The organism is Paraburkholderia bryophila (genome assembly GCF_003269035.1).
GTDB lineage: Bacteria > Pseudomonadota > Gammaproteobacteria > Burkholderiales > Burkholderiaceae > Paraburkholderia > Paraburkholderia bryophila.
Genome location: NZ_QLTK01000035.1, coordinates 21,150 through 37,546, shown reverse-complemented (window position 1 = coordinate 37,546; position 16,397 = coordinate 21,150). Strand labels below are relative to the sequence as shown.

At 60.0% G+C, this 16,397-nt stretch carries 17 protein-coding genes; 12 read left to right on the top strand and 5 right to left on the bottom strand.

Annotated elements, in window-relative coordinates; all coding sequences use genetic code 11:
• Positions 1 to 550: 550 nt before the first annotated feature.
• Together BX591_RS31470 and BX591_RS31465 are read right to left on the bottom strand one after the other, a co-directional pair.
• Positions 551 to 931: a response regulator gene (locus tag BX591_RS31470; RefSeq protein WP_111935225.1), complete on the bottom strand. Its 381-nt coding sequence runs from the start codon at positions 929 to 931 to the stop codon at positions 551 to 553.
• Between the two features lie 48 nt (positions 932 to 979).
• Positions 980 to 2,518 (bottom strand): RAD55 family ATPase, encoded by a 1,539-nt coding sequence (locus BX591_RS31465; protein WP_244147172.1) that lies wholly within the window; start codon positions 2,516 to 2,518, stop codon positions 980 to 982.
• A gap of 133 nt (positions 2,519 to 2,651) precedes the next feature.
• On the opposite strand from BX591_RS31465, the gene BX591_RS31460 reads away from it, so the two are divergent.
• Entirely contained in the window at positions 2,652 to 4,757 is a 2,106-nt protein-coding gene (locus BX591_RS31460) for a hybrid sensor histidine kinase/response regulator (protein ID WP_111935223.1), read from the top strand.
• Positions 4,758 to 4,843: 86 nt separating this feature from the next.
• On the opposite strand, the gene BX591_RS31455 is transcribed toward BX591_RS31460, so the two are convergent.
• Entirely contained in the window at positions 4,844 to 5,839 is a 996-nt protein-coding gene (locus BX591_RS31455; RefSeq protein ID WP_111935222.1) for an NAD(P)/FAD-dependent oxidoreductase, read from the bottom strand.
• A gap of 223 nt (positions 5,840 to 6,062) precedes the next feature.
• Here BX591_RS31455 and BX591_RS31450 point away from each other — a divergent pair, with 223 nt between their 5' ends.
• The 5 genes from BX591_RS31450 to BX591_RS31430 all read left to right on the top strand — a co-directional run bounded on the left by BX591_RS31450 (position 6,063) and on the right by BX591_RS31430 (position 10,982).
• Positions 6,063 to 7,070, top strand: a complete 1,008-nt coding sequence (locus BX591_RS31450; protein ID WP_111935252.1) for a MerR family transcriptional regulator — start codon at positions 6,063 to 6,065, stop codon at positions 7,068 to 7,070.
• 92 nt (positions 7,071 to 7,162) lie between these two features.
• Positions 7,163 to 7,888: a GTP cyclohydrolase I gene (gene folE, locus BX591_RS31445; protein ID WP_111935221.1), complete on the top strand. Its 726-nt coding sequence runs from the start codon at positions 7,163 to 7,165 to the stop codon at positions 7,886 to 7,888.
• 77 nt (positions 7,889 to 7,965) lie between these two features.
• Positions 7,966 to 8,166 carry a DUF2256 domain-containing protein gene (locus tag BX591_RS31440; RefSeq protein ID WP_111935220.1) on the top strand — a complete coding sequence of 67 codons (201 nt, stop codon included), beginning with the start codon at positions 7,966 to 7,968 and terminating at the stop codon, positions 8,164 to 8,166.
• The gene (locus BX591_RS31435) at positions 8,159 to 9,727 is read left to right on the top strand and encodes a cryptochrome/photolyase family protein (RefSeq protein ID WP_111935219.1); all 1,569 of its coding nucleotides are present in this window, start codon (positions 8,159 to 8,161) and stop codon (positions 9,725 to 9,727) included. Before BX591_RS31440 ends, BX591_RS31435 begins: the two co-directional genes overlap by 8 nt.
• 25 nt (positions 9,728 to 9,752) lie before the next feature.
• A complete protein-coding gene (locus BX591_RS31430) occupies positions 9,753 to 10,982 on the top strand; it encodes an FAD-binding domain-containing protein (RefSeq protein WP_244147173.1) in 1,230 nt (409 codons plus the stop codon).
• Between the two features lie 22 nt (positions 10,983 to 11,004).
• Here the strand turns inward: BX591_RS31430 and BX591_RS31425 are convergent, their stop codons facing one another.
• A complete protein-coding gene (locus tag BX591_RS31425) occupies positions 11,005 to 11,319 on the bottom strand; it encodes a helicase (protein ID WP_111935217.1) in 315 nt (104 codons plus the stop codon).
• Between the two features lie 123 nt (positions 11,320 to 11,442).
• Here BX591_RS31425 and BX591_RS36655 point away from each other — a divergent pair, with 123 nt between their 5' ends.
• The gene (locus tag BX591_RS36655) at positions 11,443 to 11,595 is read left to right on the top strand and encodes a hypothetical protein (RefSeq protein WP_167444654.1); all 153 of its coding nucleotides are present in this window, start codon (positions 11,443 to 11,445) and stop codon (positions 11,593 to 11,595) included.
• Positions 11,596 to 11,787: 192 nt separating this feature from the next.
• Entirely contained in the window at positions 11,788 to 12,402 is a 615-nt protein-coding gene (locus tag BX591_RS31420; RefSeq protein WP_111935216.1) for a 2-hydroxychromene-2-carboxylate isomerase, read from the top strand.
• Positions 12,403 to 12,471: 69 nt separating this feature from the next.
• On the opposite strand, the gene BX591_RS31415 is transcribed toward BX591_RS31420, so the two are convergent.
• Positions 12,472 to 13,350 (bottom strand): NAD(P)-dependent oxidoreductase, encoded by an 879-nt coding sequence (locus BX591_RS31415; protein ID WP_111935215.1) that lies wholly within the window; start codon positions 13,348 to 13,350, stop codon positions 12,472 to 12,474.
• Positions 13,351 to 13,728: 378 nt separating this feature from the next.
• On the opposite strand from BX591_RS31415, the gene BX591_RS31410 reads away from it, so the two are divergent.
• From BX591_RS31410 to BX591_RS31395, 4 genes are all read left to right on the top strand, one after another.
• Positions 13,729 to 14,199 carry a hypothetical protein gene (locus BX591_RS31410; RefSeq protein WP_146749840.1) on the top strand — a complete coding sequence of 157 codons (471 nt, stop codon included), beginning with the start codon at positions 13,729 to 13,731 and terminating at the stop codon, positions 14,197 to 14,199.
• Positions 14,200 to 14,339: 140 nt separating this feature from the next.
• Positions 14,340 to 15,065, top strand: coding sequence for a haloacid dehalogenase type II (locus BX591_RS31405; protein ID WP_111935213.1), 726 nt, complete (start codon positions 14,340 to 14,342; stop codon positions 15,063 to 15,065).
• A 26-nt stretch (positions 15,066 to 15,091) separates the two neighbouring features.
• Positions 15,092 to 15,817 (top strand): haloacid dehalogenase type II, encoded by a 726-nt coding sequence (locus BX591_RS31400; protein WP_111935251.1) that lies wholly within the window; start codon positions 15,092 to 15,094, stop codon positions 15,815 to 15,817.
• A 44-nt stretch (positions 15,818 to 15,861) separates the two neighbouring features.
• Positions 15,862 to 16,356: an Lrp/AsnC family transcriptional regulator gene (locus BX591_RS31395; RefSeq protein ID WP_111935212.1), complete on the top strand. Its 495-nt coding sequence runs from the start codon at positions 15,862 to 15,864 to the stop codon at positions 16,354 to 16,356.
• Positions 16,357 to 16,397 lie beyond the last annotated feature (41 nt).

Below are 16,397 nucleotides of genomic sequence, written 5' to 3'. Positions count from 1 at the left end.
ATGCGCTAGCAATTCGCGTTCCCCGAAAACGCGGTACCCTTTATCCAGGCGTTCATGGCTGCTGTTTGGCGATCCCTGAGCATCGATTTGATCACGAGAAACTTGGCTCATCCGGCGTCAAGCACCAGGAAGATTATTTTGGGATTCTCAGGTTTGTGTTGCCGCTATCACGTGACGTTGGGCGCCGGTGTGCGCGCAGCACATGAAAACCGCTCCGGGCCATCGGGACGTTTTAAGTCCAATGATTGGGCCGTACCCATGCGATCTACGCGTGCAACGCTGGCGCGTATGCGATTCTCATAGCGGGCTGTCGTCTGGCCTCGCGTGCTCTTTCAGAATTAATGAAATCGCGCAAAAGTCCGTCATGTTGGCTATTGGCGGATGCCGGTGGCATAACAAGCTTGTTATTCCTTTCCAGGACAAATCGGTACTTGGGAATTTATGGATCGATAGTGTGTACGAATCTAATGCTGCCGCCACATACGAGACACGTATTTCGGATGACCACCATTAGCCTGTTTCTCTAACGGTCCAGGCTATTCCACGCTACTCATCCAGTTTCCGGATTGGACGGACCTTCCAGAGCGCCCGCGATTGCATCCAGCAGCAGGGACGGGGGGTATGGTTTGTCGAGGACGGCAGCAAAGAGTTGCGAATGTTCGCGGGCCGTTGCGCCTTGCGCTGCACTCGCGAGAATAATCGGAATGTGTGCAAGCGCCTCGTCGGCCTTGAGCGCGAGTGCAAGCTCCAACCCTGACATTGCTGGCATCATGAAGTCGGTAATGACGATATCAGGTGTGACTGTGGCGATAACGTCCAGCCCCGCGTTGCCGTCACGCGCAACATGCACGGAATACCCCGCTTCTCTCAGGAAGAACGAGAGGAAGTCGGTAATCAGGTATTCGTCGTCCACCACAACAATTGTCGTCATGCCTCGCCGTCCGTGCTTTTTCCCACGCGTTTCTTGTTACGCATGTCGTTAGGAACGCGGCGCGTGCCCAGCATTATCGGGCTCGTGCTTGCCCGGATCGGACAAGATCACACCTGTCGTCGAGTTAGGGATGATCAGCTTTGTGACGGTGGGCGCGAACGCGCTGTCTCTGATTTTGACGACTTTCATGCCGTGGAAAATCATGCCGTCCACTTCGTCGAGTTGCATTCCAATGACGTTGTCGAAGAGGCTGAGCACTTCGGGCGACGATGCATTGAGCGCGGGTGCGGACAACCCGCGCGTTTCCCATGTACAAAGCGTGGTGACGTTCAGGGTGCGCAACTGGTTGGTCAGTGCCGCGAGAAACTCGATAACCCGGTGACTGTCAACCGCAGCGCGCTCGAAACCTGCCAGGCCATCGATCACCAGTCGCGACACGCGACGGGTCTCGACGGCTTCCAGAAGCTGATAAGCCAGACCATCGATGACGTTCTCGGTCAGTGGATTCCACAGAAGGGAAAGTGCTCCGGCAGTAACCAGTTCGTCGATGTCGATGTCGAGCGCGTGCGCCTTGCTCGCGAGCCGCGCGGGCGTTTCGTAGAAACCAAAGTGCAACGCAGGTTGCTCGGGGGTTGCAAGACGCAAAAAGTTCAGACCAAAACTCGTTTTGCCACTACCGCCGGGCCCGACTACTGCGGTGGCGGAGAACTCAGGTAAGCCGCCGCCGATGCGGCCGTCAAGATCGTCAATGCCACTTGGAACCCGATTCGTTGGCGCGTGATCCGTGTTGGAAGGGTGATGGAGATGCGCTTCAAGGCGAGGATAGACAACGATTCCGCTATCGCAGATCTGGTAGTGGTGCAAGCCGCCGAGCGCCTTGCTGCCGCGCGACTTCGTGACCCGCATGCGGCGCACTGTGCGTGAACCAAACAGTTCTTCATCGAGCTGCAGCACGCCATCTACCATGGTGTGCTCCGGACTCGAGTCGTCAATCCTGGCGCTCGTCAGGAAAAGAACCGTGCAACCACTAAATGCCGCATGCCCCTGGAGTTCCGACACAAACGCTTTTACGTCAAGATTGCTTTGTCCGCTCTCCCGCGCATTAAGCAGTCCGTCGAGGATGAGCATGGTTGAACCCTGACGGGCGAGCTCCTTGCGCAACAGGTCGACCAGAGCGGTCAGGCCTTCCGTGCGCAAGGTGCGGAACAGGCTCAGATAAGTCAGATCTTTGCCAACCCGGTTTGCTTCATAAAAACGCAGGGTTGAAAGCGACTGGAAAAGCCGGTCGTGCGACTCGGCCAGAAGGGTAATGTAAAGTACCTTGCCACCCTGTCGTGCCTGAGCGAAAGCAATCTGGTTGGCAAGGATAGTTTTGCCCGCGCCCGGACGTCCTTGAAGAATATAGGAAGAACCTGCAAGCAGGCCGCCTCCCAGGATCGTGTCGAAACCGGGGACCTGACTGGTCAACCGCTTTATGCTCTGTGCCATCGCCTGAAGGTATTCGATAAGATGTTTGGCTGGCCATTGACTGCCTTGATGTAGGAACAGTCGGGCAATGGTCTCTCGGCTGATGAGCCGACGCAGCAAGCTTTATTTTCTCATTTTTGTGGGGGAAATTGTATGCAGGCCGAACGTACAATTTTGTGGCTGCAGCGCTTCGGCGTTTCACTGAATCAGTTCGAAAAGCACCTCAAAGAGGTACGCTCTTACGAGCTGTAGCTTGCTGGGACGGATGCCTGGCGAAGCTGTTGCAGCGGCGGCATGGTGGGTAGGGTACAACATAGTGCTCTTCGAGAGCGTAACCACATTGAAGCGCATGGGAAAAAATTCAGCAGAAGGAGCAGACGCATCCGGATTGTCGGAGGTGGCGCCGGTCATTGTCTTTGGCGAGACTTTGCGAGTCGTTACGCCGCCTGTGGGCGCGGGCGGTGATGTGCCTCGAGACACACACGTGCTCGACGTTCCCAAACTGCTCGGATTTCCAGACTGGTTGCCCGATCCGGCTGCGTTGCAGGCAATGCTCGAAGAGGTGCTTGCCAGCGGAAGTCCACGGGTCTTCCCTTGTCGGGAGCCGTCTGCTGGCTCGCCTCATCTGACGGTTTTCCCTCGTCGGGATGGAGCCGGATCCCGAATACTTGTCTGCCAGGCCGAGCCTCCAGTCGAGCGACTGGATGACGCGCAGAACACGGCACCGACAACCAGTAGACATCAAACTCCCTGGTTCAGGCGGAAAGCGGGGACTACCGCACATCGCTTTCTGCTTGAAACGCTTAGCCGATTGAAATCAGCGGTCGATGCAGCCGAAATCGGAACGTTTTACGTGCCGCTGCCAATGGGGTTGATCTATTGGAACGCAAAATGTGCTGAACATTTCTGGTTGACGAAGTCACATCTCGTCATTGACTTTGATTTTTTCTATTCCCGGCTGCATCCGGATGATCGCGCAAGGACACGTGCGGCAGTCGACGCCGCAGTCGTGAACGGCCAGAGCTACGACATTGAATACCGGTCGCTGTCGGAAAACGGAGAAGTCAGGTGGATCCGGGCGAAGGGCGGGGTGCGCCGGGACGACCGCGGAACGCCGGTGCGTTTCGATGGCATCACCATCGACGTTTCAACGCAGAAGCGGCTGGAGCAGGATCGCGCGCAGCTATTGCAGAGCGAACGCCTTCAGCGCATTGCGGCCGAACAGGACAGCCAGATGAAGGACACCTTCATTGCAACGGCATCTCACGAGCTTCGCACGCCTCTTACAGCAATTCTGGGGTGGACCGAACTGCTCCAGCGAAAACCGGAGGAGGAAGGGTTTGTCCGGCGGTGCGCAGAGGTTATCAGACGTAACGCGATGGCCCAGGCGCGTCTCGTCGACGATCTGCTTGACGCGTCCAGGGTCGCCGCGGGCAAACTGCACATGGAATCTGACGCCGTCGATCTGGCGCAAGCGTTGGACGCCGAGTTGCTCGCCATCGAGCCTCTCGCCCAGCGCAAGCGAGTGGCACTGGCGCGCTCGTTTGGATCGGTTGCTCCGGTCATTGGAGACGCGGCTCGTCTGAGGCAGGTCTTTTCAAACATTCTGGGTAATGCATTAAGGCACACGCCCGCGGGAGGGGAAATCCGGGTGACGCTGGCTGCGGATGCCGGCGGTGCCCGAATTACAGTCAAAGACAGCGGAGAGGGAATACCACCGGATTTTCTTGAAACGATCTTCGCCTCGTTCGCGCAGGTTGATGGGTCCACGACGCGCAAGCATGGAGGGCTAGGCCTCGGTCTGGCGATCTCGCGTAAGCTGGTCGCGATGCACGGCGGCAAAATCGCCGCGTTCAGTGACGGACTGGGGAAAGGGGCAACGTTCGTGATCACTTTGCCGCATCATTCGGAACAACTCGGCGCGCCAAAAAGGCTGACCGCCGGTGAGTCCCTCTCCGCTGAAGCGTCGAACCTGCGTCTGGACGGAATCGAAGTCCTCCTTGTTGAAGATGATGCCGATTCCCTGGAGGCTCTGTGCGAGATGCTGATTTCTTATGGCGTCATCGTCCATTCCGCCAGCTCAGCCGCCAGGGCCAGTGAAATACTTTCCAGCAACGACGTCGACTGCGTCTTTTCAGATATCTGCATGCCTGATGAAGATGGCTATTCGTTTATTTCTAAAGCGCGGGCATCGGGATTCAGCAAGCCTGCCTTCGCAGTGACGGCGTTGGCGCGCGCGGGCGATATAGACCGCGCCTTGGCCGCAGGTTTCACCGGCCACCTGCCAAAGCCTGTGAGTGCTGCGGCGTTAGTGTCACTGCTGCATGAACACACCGTGCGTCGTAGCAACGGGACATGACGCTTTGGTCTGGACTCTTTGCCGCCGGCAGACGGCAGGAATTGCTTTAATCCCGCCTGGTAGCGGCTGTGTGAAAGGGCCGCCGGCTACCTCGAGGCGAGACGCTCGCCCAGCATGCGGCCGCTTAGCCACGCACCCTCGACTCTGCCGCCATTGAGCCAGTCGCCGCACATTGCCAGGCCGCTGGCTTCGTCCCAGACGTATCCGGGCGCCGGTTCGTCGTTCGGCGCGGTGTCGGCGAAGCGCCAGCGGTGCGCCGTCCATTCGCTGGATCGTTGGCCACCGTGCAGCGCAAACGCCTCGAGCAGGCAATGCGCAACGCGTTCCGCGCTGGCGTCCATATAAAGCTCGCTCCACTCCGCGTTCGCGTGCAACAGCCATGTTTCGGGACCGTTGCGGCCCGGCTTGCTGCTATCGCTCGCGATCCAGCGCAGGAGCCCCTGATTGATAAAGGCGGCATCGAACGGCACCGGCAAGCGCTCAGGTACACGCACCATGAGTGCCCAACATGGGCGCATCGTCGTTTTGCTTGCGAACGCCGCGAGTCCGGTCGCGGCTTCCCGCAGTAAGTCCGCCGCCTGCGGTGCGGGCATGGCGAGGACCACGACGTCGAAACGCTCCGTCAGCGTGCCCTGTTCGGCGGACTCGAGGCGCCAGTGTCGCCCATGCGGATGCAACGCCGTGACCGTGCAACCCAAGGTCACCGACTGAGCGGCAGCCAGATACTTCGCGGGCGCGTTCATAGACGGCGTACCGACGAAGCGGTCTTGCGGGCTCGCCCATGCGATCTGGGCGGAGCCATCGAGCACCGCGATCCGTGCAGGCCAGATCGCCGCGACGCCCGCGTTTTGCCAACGCGCCACTTCCGCCAGGAAGAGTGGGTCGCGCGCGGTGAAGTACTGGGCCCCATGGTCGCACTGCCAGTTGCCCTCGCGACGGGTGCTCATCCGCCCGGCCGGCCCGCGGCTCTTGTCGAACACGTTGACCTCGAAACCGGAGCGGCGCAGGACCGTCGCGCATGACAAGCCGGCGATCCCCGCACCGACGACGGCTATTCGTGGGCCTTTCCGCTTGATAGGCATGACTGCTCTCTCCTGGGTTCAGGAACTCGCCGTGAGCCACTAGCAAAGACTATTGCTCGCCGATATGAGTCACCATGACTTGTTATTTAGAGTAAAGATGACAAATTGTGACAGAAAATCTTCGATATGTCGCCGATATCCAGAATTTTGACTCGCAATAAGGATTCACATTGACTCGAAACGGGCATATGATCCAGACTCATGCAACGCTAGAGGAATGGCCATGCCGCTAACCTCCGCCGAAGACACGTCGCTGCCGCGCCATTACCGGAGCGGGGAGGCCGCGCGGCTCGCCCGGATGCCGGTCACGAGGCTAAGGCTTTGGGAGCGTCGCTATGAAGTGGTGGGCCCGGCTAAAAGTGAGGCGGGACAGCGCCTCTATTCCGATGACGACGTGCGCCGGCTGGTGCTGATCAATGCGCTGGTGCAACGCGGTCACGCGATTGGAGCGATTGCGCGTCTGGAGCGCGAACAACTCGAGTTTCTTGCCGCCGGAAATTCGTCAACCGGCGGAGCGCGCCCGGCCAAAACGCTTTCCGAGCTCAGGTTCCGGCTCACGCTGGTGGGCGAGACGCTCGCCCGGCGCCTGGCCGAAACGGGTATCGATCTGCGGCGCTACGGCGTTGGCAAGCTCGCAGAGTATGCGGATATGGCAGCGGCGCGCGAACACGCGTCACTGGAAGGGGAAGAGGCGAACCTCCTGCTGTTGCGTGTTCCTTCTCTGCACGAGGACGCCGCCGCCGAGGTTCTCGCGCTCGCCGACGCCTGCGGTGCGGCGGCGGTCGCCGTGGTGTACGGCTTCGGTACGGGGCGCGCGGCAGAAGCGTTGCGCCTCGCCGGTGTGCGGCTGTATCGGGAGCCCGACAGCAGAACTGAACTTCGCCAGATGCTCGGCGATCTTTTCCAGCGCGCTCAACTGACGCATGAGTCCGGCGATGCATCCACCTGGTCGCGCTCCCCACGTCGGTATGACGACGCCGAGCTCGAAGCCATCGCGGCCCGCTCGTCGACGATCGCGTGCGAGTGTCCCCGGCACCTCGCTGAACTGGTGATGCAGTTGGCCACGTTCGAATCCTATAGCGACGCATGTACGTCGCGCTCGGCGCAAGACGTTGCTTTACACCGGCATCTCGGCGACGTCGCCAATCGCGCGCGCGTGCTGATCGAGTCGGCGCTCGAACGTGTGGTGCGCGAAGAAGGCGGGTCGCCGCAACCGCATGAGGCGGAGTGAGACCCGGCTTCGCGAGTCGAGGACACAGCGCACATTACATGGCGCAGGCAACGCGTACGAATTGACACATTGACGTTGGGAGAAAAAGTCTCATGGAATCAGTAGCGCAGGACTTACGCCAAGGCCTGGAGTTGGGCGAAGGTGTACCGCTGTCGCAGCGGATCAGATGTCGGCTTCTGAGTGCGGGAGCCAGATTTCACGCGAACGACAACATCGCCGACTATCTTCGCGAGGGAGAACTGGAGCTGCTGCAAAGGGAAGTCGCGGACAAGCTTCAAGGCGTTTTACGCTCGCTCGTCATCGACGTCGACAACGATCACAACACGCACGAAACCGCGCAACGCGTGGCGAAAATGTTCGTGCGCGAGGTCTTTGCCGGACGATACGACACCGCGCCGGTTGTCACCGAATTTCCGAATGTCGAGCGGCTCAACGAGTTGATGATCGTGGGTCCGCTACGGGTGCGTAGCGCCTGCTCCCATCACCTGTGCCCGATCATGGGTCGAGTCTGGGTTGGAGTGATGCCCAACGAGAATTCGAACCTCATTGGTCTGTCCAAATACGGACGCCTGATCAACTGGATCATGACCCGGCCGCAGATCCAGGAAGAGGCCGTCAAGCAGATCGCGGATCTGCTCGAAGAGCGCATCCAGCCCGACGGGCTTGCCGTGGTGCTGGAGGCCGACCACTTCTGCATGCATTGGCGCGGCACGAAAGACGACGACGCAAAAATGGTCAACAGCGTGATGCGCGGTTCGTTTCTTCGGGATCCCGCACTGCGCCGGGAGTTTCTGGATCTTCTGCCGGGTCGGAATTGACTGGCGGGGCAAAGAGTGTGGCGCGGTGCTCGGTATTGCGTGGCTGAACGTAACGCCTTCCTGTCGGGAGTGAGGCAATGGCTGCGATCTGGATTCGGGTGAATTGCGTTCATCATGTGTCGGCGGTCCGGCATCGAGGTAACAAAGCTTCGTTGCCGGTCAAGCTATGCGTCGTTTGCGGCTTACCCATGAGCTGGCGTCGTCGCTGGGCGAGGAACTGGTCTGACGTGAAATATTGCTCGGACGCGTGCAGGCGGGGCAAGGTGCGCCATGGCTAATCTGCGCTCCCTGATTATCGTGCTGGGTGACCAGCTCGACCTCGACGCGTCCGCGTTCGACGGATTCGACCCGCAACAGGATTCGGTCTGGATGGCCGAAGTCGCCGAGGAGTCGACCCATGTATGGTCCAGCAAGCAGCGCACGGCGCTGTTTCTGTCCGCTATGCGCCATTTCGCGCTGAGTGTGCAGGAGGCGGGCCGGGACCTCGTCTACACGCGGCTCGATGCCGCCAACAACGCCGGCAGTCTCGGCGCGCAACTGCACGCCGACCTGGTGCGACTCAGGCCTGCCCGCCTGATCATGACAGCCCCGGGCGACTGGCGCGTGCTGCAGGCGATCAAGACCGTTGCTGCGGCTAGCTCGATACCGCTGGACGTGCGGGTGGACCGCCACTTTTTTACCAGCGTGCGTGAGTTTGCGGCGCATGTCAAAAGCCGGAAAGTTCTGCGGATGGAGTACTTCTATCGGGAGCAGCGTAAGCGCCATCAGGTGCTGATGGAAAGCGGCGGTTCGTCTGACGAGCCGCTCGGTGGCCGGTGGAACTTCGACAGCCTCAATCGCGAAACCTTTGGTGCCGACGGGCCCGGGTTCGTGCCGCCGCGCGTCTGTTTTGAACCCGACGATACGACGCGCGAGGTGATCGCACTGGTCAATGCCCGCTTCAGCGGGCACCCCGGGCGGCTCGACGACTTTTGCTGGCCCGTCACACGCCCTCAGGCGCTGCAATCGCTGCGCACTTTTATCGAAGACAGGCTGCCGCTGTTTGGACGCTATCAGGATGCCCTGTGGCCGGACGATCCCTGGCTCTACCATGCCCACATTTCTGCTGCGCTCAATCTGAAGCTGCTGAACCCGCGCGAGGTGGTCGTAGCTGCTGAACTTGCCTATCAGAACGGTCGGGCTCCGCTGGCCAGCGTTGAAGGCTTCATTCGCCAGATCCTTGGCTGGCGCGAATACGTGCGGGGCATCTACTGGACGCAGATGCCCGCGTATGGCGAGCGCAACATGCTGGATGCCCAACAGGACCTGCCGGAGTGGTATTGGACCGGAGCCACGGATCTCGCGTGCCTGCGTGATGCTTTGGCACAGACACTCAGACATGGCTACGCCAATCACATCCAGCGCCTCATGGTGACCGGCCTCTATGCTCTGATGCTGGGCGTTCAACCACAGAAGGTGCATTCCTGGTATCTTGCGGTGTACGTCGATGCGGTTGAATGGGTCGAGCTACCCAATACTCTCGGCATGAGCCAGTACGCCGATGGCGGAATGATGGGCAGCAAGCCCTATGTGGCGACCGGCAAGTACATTCAGCGTATGAGTCCCCACTGCGGGAACTGCCGCTACGACCCTGGCGAGAAGGCGGGTGAGCGTGCCTGCCCCTTCACGACGTTGTACTGGGAGTTCCTGATGCGCCATCAGGCCTTGCTTGCCAGAAATCCACGAATGGCATTGCAGGTGAAAAACCTTGCCCGTCTGAGCGCGGCTGACAGGCAGGCCGTGAGCGAGCGCGCAGCGGCAATCCGCCGGAATGAGGTTGGCTGTGTCCAGAAGGCATAAACCCGCAGCGTCCGACGAAGTAGGGTTGGCGGATGACCTGATTGCGGACGCCGATCTGGGTGCGCCTGAACCCACTCTGGCGGCAGCCCGTGCGCGCATTTCCGCCGTACGACCCGCCGCGTACGCCCGCACCCGCAATGCTCTGGACGGCGCCGTCAGCGGCCTGTCGCCCTATATCACACATGGATTCATCACGTTGGCCGAGGTGGTAGCGGGCGTGTGTGCGAGCCATACGCTCGATGTGCAGCACAAGTTCATCTATGAGCTCGGCTGGCGCGAGTTTTTCCGTCATGTCTGGCAGCACCGGGGAGACGCGATTTTCCGGTCTCTTCACGAAGGACCGCTGCCGCAGGAGGCGTATGCGAAGGCGTTGCCTGCCGACATCCGCCAAGGTGCCACCGGCGTGCCAGTCGTCGATATGGCGGTTCGCGAGCTCTACGCTACCGGCACGCTGCACAACCATGCGCGCATGTGGCTGGCCAGCTATGTGGTGCACCTGCGTAAGGTGCACTGGCGTGCCGGCGCCGATTGGCTGTACGCCCATCTGTTGGACGGCGATCTCGCAAGCAACCACCTGAGCTGGCAGTGGGTGGCGGGCACCGGAAGTAGCAAGCCTTACGTGTTCAACGCAGAGAACGTTGCCCGCTATGCCCCGCCCGCGTGGCACAGTTCAGGCAGTGTGATCGACGCCTCGTACGAATCCCTCGACCGCATGGCTCGTGCGGTCGACGTTCCGGCATTGATCGAGCGGGATGGAATTGATCAACTTCAGCGTGTTGAAGAGCCGGTGCTGTTGAGCGTGCCTCCCGATGAGTTGGGCGCTACGGCGCCGGGGTCGATAGAGGTCGCCGGACGCGACGTCTGGCTGGTCCATCCATGGAGCCTGGGCGAGTTGCCGGCCGATCTGCCGGCCGACACGGTGGTGATTGGCTTGTTGCTGTCGGACTTTCATCAGGCATGGCCCTGGAACGAAAGGCGCTGGCGCTTCGTAGGCTCGCGCATGCGCGAGATCACGGACACTTGCTGGTACGCTGATTCGGTTTCCGTGGGCCAGGTTTTAGCGAACGCGCGTCGGATCCGCAGCGTGGCCAATCTTCATTTTGCGCCTTATCAGGAGCAATGGGCGGAGTGTGCTCCCGCGCCATTACTGTTTCCTGCGAATGACAAGCTGCTTCCCTCTTTCTCGAAGTGGTGGACTCGGGTTTCACGCGACTTTCGTACCACAGCCGACTTGCTGGCGGTCAACGCAGTTTAACGAAACGCCAACAAGTTGATTTTTACGCGTCTTTCAACCACGGCATTTCCACCGGCGATACCACCAACTGCCGGAGCTCGCGTTTCAGTTCGAAGATGAACCCTACCAGGATCATCGAGTCGGCGTACGGGATCGGGAATACAAGCGGATTTTCCGCCGTGCGCAAGGGGCGTGTGGGCGTGTCCGCTGTCGTCGCGGCGTTCGCGCGGACGCTTTCCAATTCGTCGACCATTGCTTGCCCGCTTACTTTCAGGACGCGGTTACGCAGGTCGCTGAACGGTTCGATACGCGCCCCGTCTTCGTGGTATTCGGGCACTTCATAGATGAACCAGGACATTTGCTGCTCCTAAGAAAAGGTCCGTCATTCTAGCAGCGGGCAAATCGATGCGACCGCGCATGCAGCACCAGAGCGCACGCCGCGCGGCCCAAACCAGCCCGTCACGGAAATAACGGCACACCGTTGAATTCGCTCCCATCGCGCGCGTGCCATCGTTCGACGACCTGCTTCAGGTTGGCCACGGTCACACTCTGCGGCGTGCTCGACAACGGCTTTGTCTATCAGAGTTCGAGCGGCAGCAATTCGGCGGAACGTGCGGTGCCCGGCGGACTGTAAGAACTGCATGCTCTTGAGGAACAGCGTCGAGTTGTGTTCAGCGTCGATAGGGTGTCCGGCAGGGTGGTGAACATTGGTCTCGGCTGCGGTTTCATTGCAGACCAGCATTGCTTTTGTGAAGTAAGGCGAGGGAGTGGAGGAAAATAGCAAAGCCCAACGCCTCGCCACCAAACGCCCGGTTCTGGAGAACCCATGACAAGCCCCGATCTCACGACGCGCCCTTCACTGCAGTTCTGGTTCGATTTTGGCAGCACGTACAGCTACCTCAGCATGATGCGCATCGAAGCATTGGCGCAGCAACGCGACATCGCGATCGAATGGCGTCCGTTCCTGTTAGGGGCGATCTTCAAGTCGTTTGGCTGGGACAACTCGCCGTTCGTCTCGCAGAAAGAGAAAGGCGCTTATATGTGGCGCGATATGGCTCGCCAGTGTGAGAAATACGGCCTGCCCTGGACTCAGCCCAGCGAGTTTCCGCGCCGGGCGCTGCTTCCTCTGCGCGTCGCGCTGGTGGGTGCGCAGCAGCATTGGATCGGAGCGTTCTGCAAGCGGATGATGCAGATCAACTTCGTCGAAGACAGGAATATCGACGATCCGGACCTCGTTGCACGGGCACTGAGCGAACTCGATTTGCCGGCGGAAGCGATCATCGCTGCCGCACTGTCCGAGCAAAACAGGAGCGATATGCGCGCACAAACGGACGAAGCGGTGCGGCGCGGTATTTTCGGCGCGCCTACGTTCTTTGTCGGAGAAGAAATGTTCTGGGGCAACGATCGTTTGGAGGACGCGCTATTGCTAGCCGCTCGATAACGAGCGACACAAAGGCACACCGCGCGCACAGCGCACGTCCGCCTTGTTACGCGCCAACGAACAGCGCGATCAACTTAGTGAGTCGGTACGTGCTTCAAGCGCCCGGACCACCGCAATCATGTCGTCCTTGTCGTACCCCAATGCATGGGTTTCGCCGAATAGCGAATAGCACACGTCCAGCAGTGGCGATGCCACTTTGGCTTCTCGCGCGGCTTCAGCAATGAGTCGATTGTTCTTCAGAACATCGGTGATCGACGCTTGAACCGCGAAATCGCGAGTCACCAGCTTGTGCGATTTGACGCGGGAGATACTGCTGGCCATTTGCCCCGCATCGACCACCGCGCGGAATTGCTGCATGTCCAGACCATGATGGTCGGCAAAGTGAGCGGCCTCGACGAGTCCGGTCATCGACGTAATCAGAAAGATATTGACCGCCAGCTTCATCAGCAAGGCATTCGGCACCGGTCCACAGACAAAGGTCTCGCGGCAGACGGGCTTGAGCAGCATGCGGACTGCTTCGATCACGTTGGCGTCGCCGGCCAGCATGGCCACGAGTTCTCCCGCTTCGGCGGGTTTTCTCGAACCGGAAACCGGTGCTTCTACATAAAAGCCGCCCGCTGCGCGAATATCGGCGTCGAGCGCACGCGAGTACTCGGGCGAGGTCGTGCCCATATGCACGATCGTGTGCCGGGCGACATTGGCCTCGAATTCAGGTGTGCCGCGGCCGAGTACCGAGTCGATGGCGTCGCCGTGAGCGAGCATCAGAATGACGACCGAGGTTCGCCTGAACAAGTCGGCAGGGCTGGCCGCCACCGTTGCACCCAATGCGCGCAACGGCTCGACGCTGTCGAACGACCGATTCCAGACGGTCAGCGGCGTGCCCGCCCGGATCAGATTGAGCGCCATGGGCTGGCCCATGACACCGATACCGATGAAACCCAGATCCATGCTTATCTCCGTTGCCGGTGCGCAACCGGGTTCGGAATGCGAGATCATCCGGCGCTTATCGAAAGAATCATGTCAGGTACAGCATGCGGCGGCAAAGGAAAATTTTTTGACGACAGATGAGGCGCACTCACCTCATTCCCCGCAATGAAGGCTTACCGCGGATTGCACTGCCGCCGTCCAGGCGCCGCTTCGCATTCGTTTGATATGGATAGCTAGATCGTTGCCATCGCTATCGGCTATCCTTACTGCCGCATTGGACCGGGCGAGATCGAGATGTTCTCGTTGATGCTGTTCCGGGGTTCCGGCCACTGCAAGACACCACCGCAAGACGCTTACAACAACATAAACAACAACATACCGCGAGTACCTGGACCGACCATGCTACGCCACACCTTCCCGAGATCCCAGCGCGCTTTCGCCTGCCTCATGCTGGCTGCGATTGCCGGCGGGCTCACCGCTTGCAGTGACGGAATGTCGGATACCGACATCGCCTTCGTGACCGCCGGTATGCCGGCCCAATTTCAGTCAATCCGGATGTACGGCGCCGTGCCGGAGAACCTGGCCCCGGGCGCCGGCAATACGAAAACCACCGGCCGGTTGCGCCAGGCGTGTCAGGCGATCATCCGCGCGGAAGGCCGTGACGTGCGGGAGACGGTGATTCTCGAAGACGAGCCGGGCGAGTCATTCGATCTCGACGCCACCCGTACCGCCGACGGCTGGACCGTGACCTCCGACGGACTTCGGCCGCCAAGCGTCGATCCGGTCGGTTTCCGCACACGCTTCACCACCTGCGTGAACGCGATCCGCGACAAGTACGCGGCCGAGCCGGAAAAGGCGCCCTTCAAATAAGCCCGTCGGACAGCAGAATCTGCTGTCCGACTACTCCCGTACGAAACCGGCTGCCGCTGGCACCCTTCACTTCGGCTACCCCTGCTGCCACGCGTCAATACACTGTGAGTTCATTCTGTGAACCCACAAGAGGACCTGGCATGAATCTCACCGACTTCAATACGCTGACGTTCGACTGTTACGGAACGTTGATCGACTGGGAAACCGGCATTTTCGAGGGACTGCGACCGCTTCTGGAACGTGTGAAGCAACCGCTGACACGCGATCAGGTGCTGGAGGCGCACGCGCGGCACGAATCGTCGCAACAGAAGTACACGCCGGCCAGACGCTATCGGGACCTGCTGCCGATCGTCTACAAACGGCTCGCCGAGGAATGGCACGTGCCGTTCACGCTCGCCGATTGCGTCGCGTACGGCCAGTCGGTGCGGAACTGGCCGGCGTTCGACGACTCGGCCGCCGCATTGCAGTACCTGAAGAAGTACTACAAGCTCGTGATTCTGTCGAACGTGGACAATGAAAGCTTCGCGCATAGCAACGCGAAGTTGCAGGTCGAGTTCGATGCGGTCTTCACCGCCGAAGACGTGGGTTCGTACAAGCCGTCGCCACGCAATTTCGACTACATGCTGGAGAAGCTCGGCGAGCGCGGCATTGCGAAAGACAAGATTTTGCATACGGCCGAAAGTCTGTTCCACGATCACAAGCCGGCAAACGAGTTGGGTCTCGCGTCGTGCTGGATTTATCGCCGGCACGGGAAAGAGGGATTTGGTGCGACCATGAATCCGGGCTTGCAGCCGAAGGTGGATTTCCGCTTCGACAGCATGGCCGATCTGGTCAAGGCGCATCAGGACGCTTTGCTGCAAAAGTAATGGCGACCACTTTGGGGGAGGCTGCGATGCGACTCACGGATTTCAAAGCGCTTACCTTCGATTGCTACGGTACGCTGATCGACTGGGAGCGCGGCATCACGGCCGCGCTCGCGCCGTTGGTCGAGCGTGCCGGCAAGCCGTTGACGCGCGACGAGGTGCTCGAAGCGCACGCGCGTCATGAATCGCAGCAGCAGCGCTATACGCCGGAGATGCCGTACAGCGATCTGCTTGCCGTGGTGTTCAGGCGGTTGGCGGAAGAATGGGGTGTCCACGCCACGGCGAACGAAGCCGCAGCGTACGGGCAATCGGTGAAGCAATGGCCCGCGTTTCCCGACTCCGCGAGCACGCTGCAATACCTGAAAAAGTACTTCAAGCTGGTGGTGTTGTCGAATGTCGACAACGAGAGCTTCGCGCATAGCAACGCGAAGTTGCAGGTCGAGTTCGACGCGGTGATCACCGCCGAAGACGTGGGCTCCTATAAACCGGCGCGGCGCAATTTCGATTACATGCTCGATCTTCTGCCGTCGCTCGGCGTGCGCCGCGACGAAGTGCTGCATGTCGCGGACAGTCACTTTCACGATCATCAACCGTGCAGTGAACTCGGACTCCGATCGTGCTGGATCTACCGACGCTTCGAGCAGCGCGGGTTTGGCGCGACGGTGGGTACGGTGGGAGAACCCGTGGTCGAGTTCAAGTGGACGAGCATGGCGCAACTGGTGAAGGCGCACCATGAAGAACTCAGCAAAGGCTGAGCGGATCACGCAGCCAGCAGAACCAGCCGACGCGAGAGCACGACATGACCATTCGACAAAAACTGGACAGGATCGACATCAAGATCCTGGCGGAACTGCAAAAGAACGGCAACATCACGAACGCGAATCTGGCGAATGCGGTGGGACTTTCGGCGAGTCCGTGTCTGCAGCGTGTTAAACGGCTCGAGGCGTCCGGTGTGATCTCGGGGTACGGCGCGCATATCAACCTCTCGAAACTGACGAACACGGTGACGGTATTCACCGAGGTGATGCTGAAGGACCATCGCCGCGAAGACTTCATCCGCTTCGAGGCGAACGTGCATGAAATCGACGAGATCACCGAATGTCATCTAGTCAGCGGCGGCTACGATTACCTGCTGAAGTTTCTGGTGGGCAATATCGGTCACTATCAGGAGGTGGTCGAGAAGCTGCTGGATCTGAACCTTGGCATCGAGAAGTACTTCAGCTATATCGTCATTCGTTCGCCGTTCGTGAAGCATGCCGCGCCGCTTGAACGGTTGTTGTCGGATGAGACGTGACGCCGGCCGCCCGCGTTTGCCGTTTGAGCGGACCGCCGGTA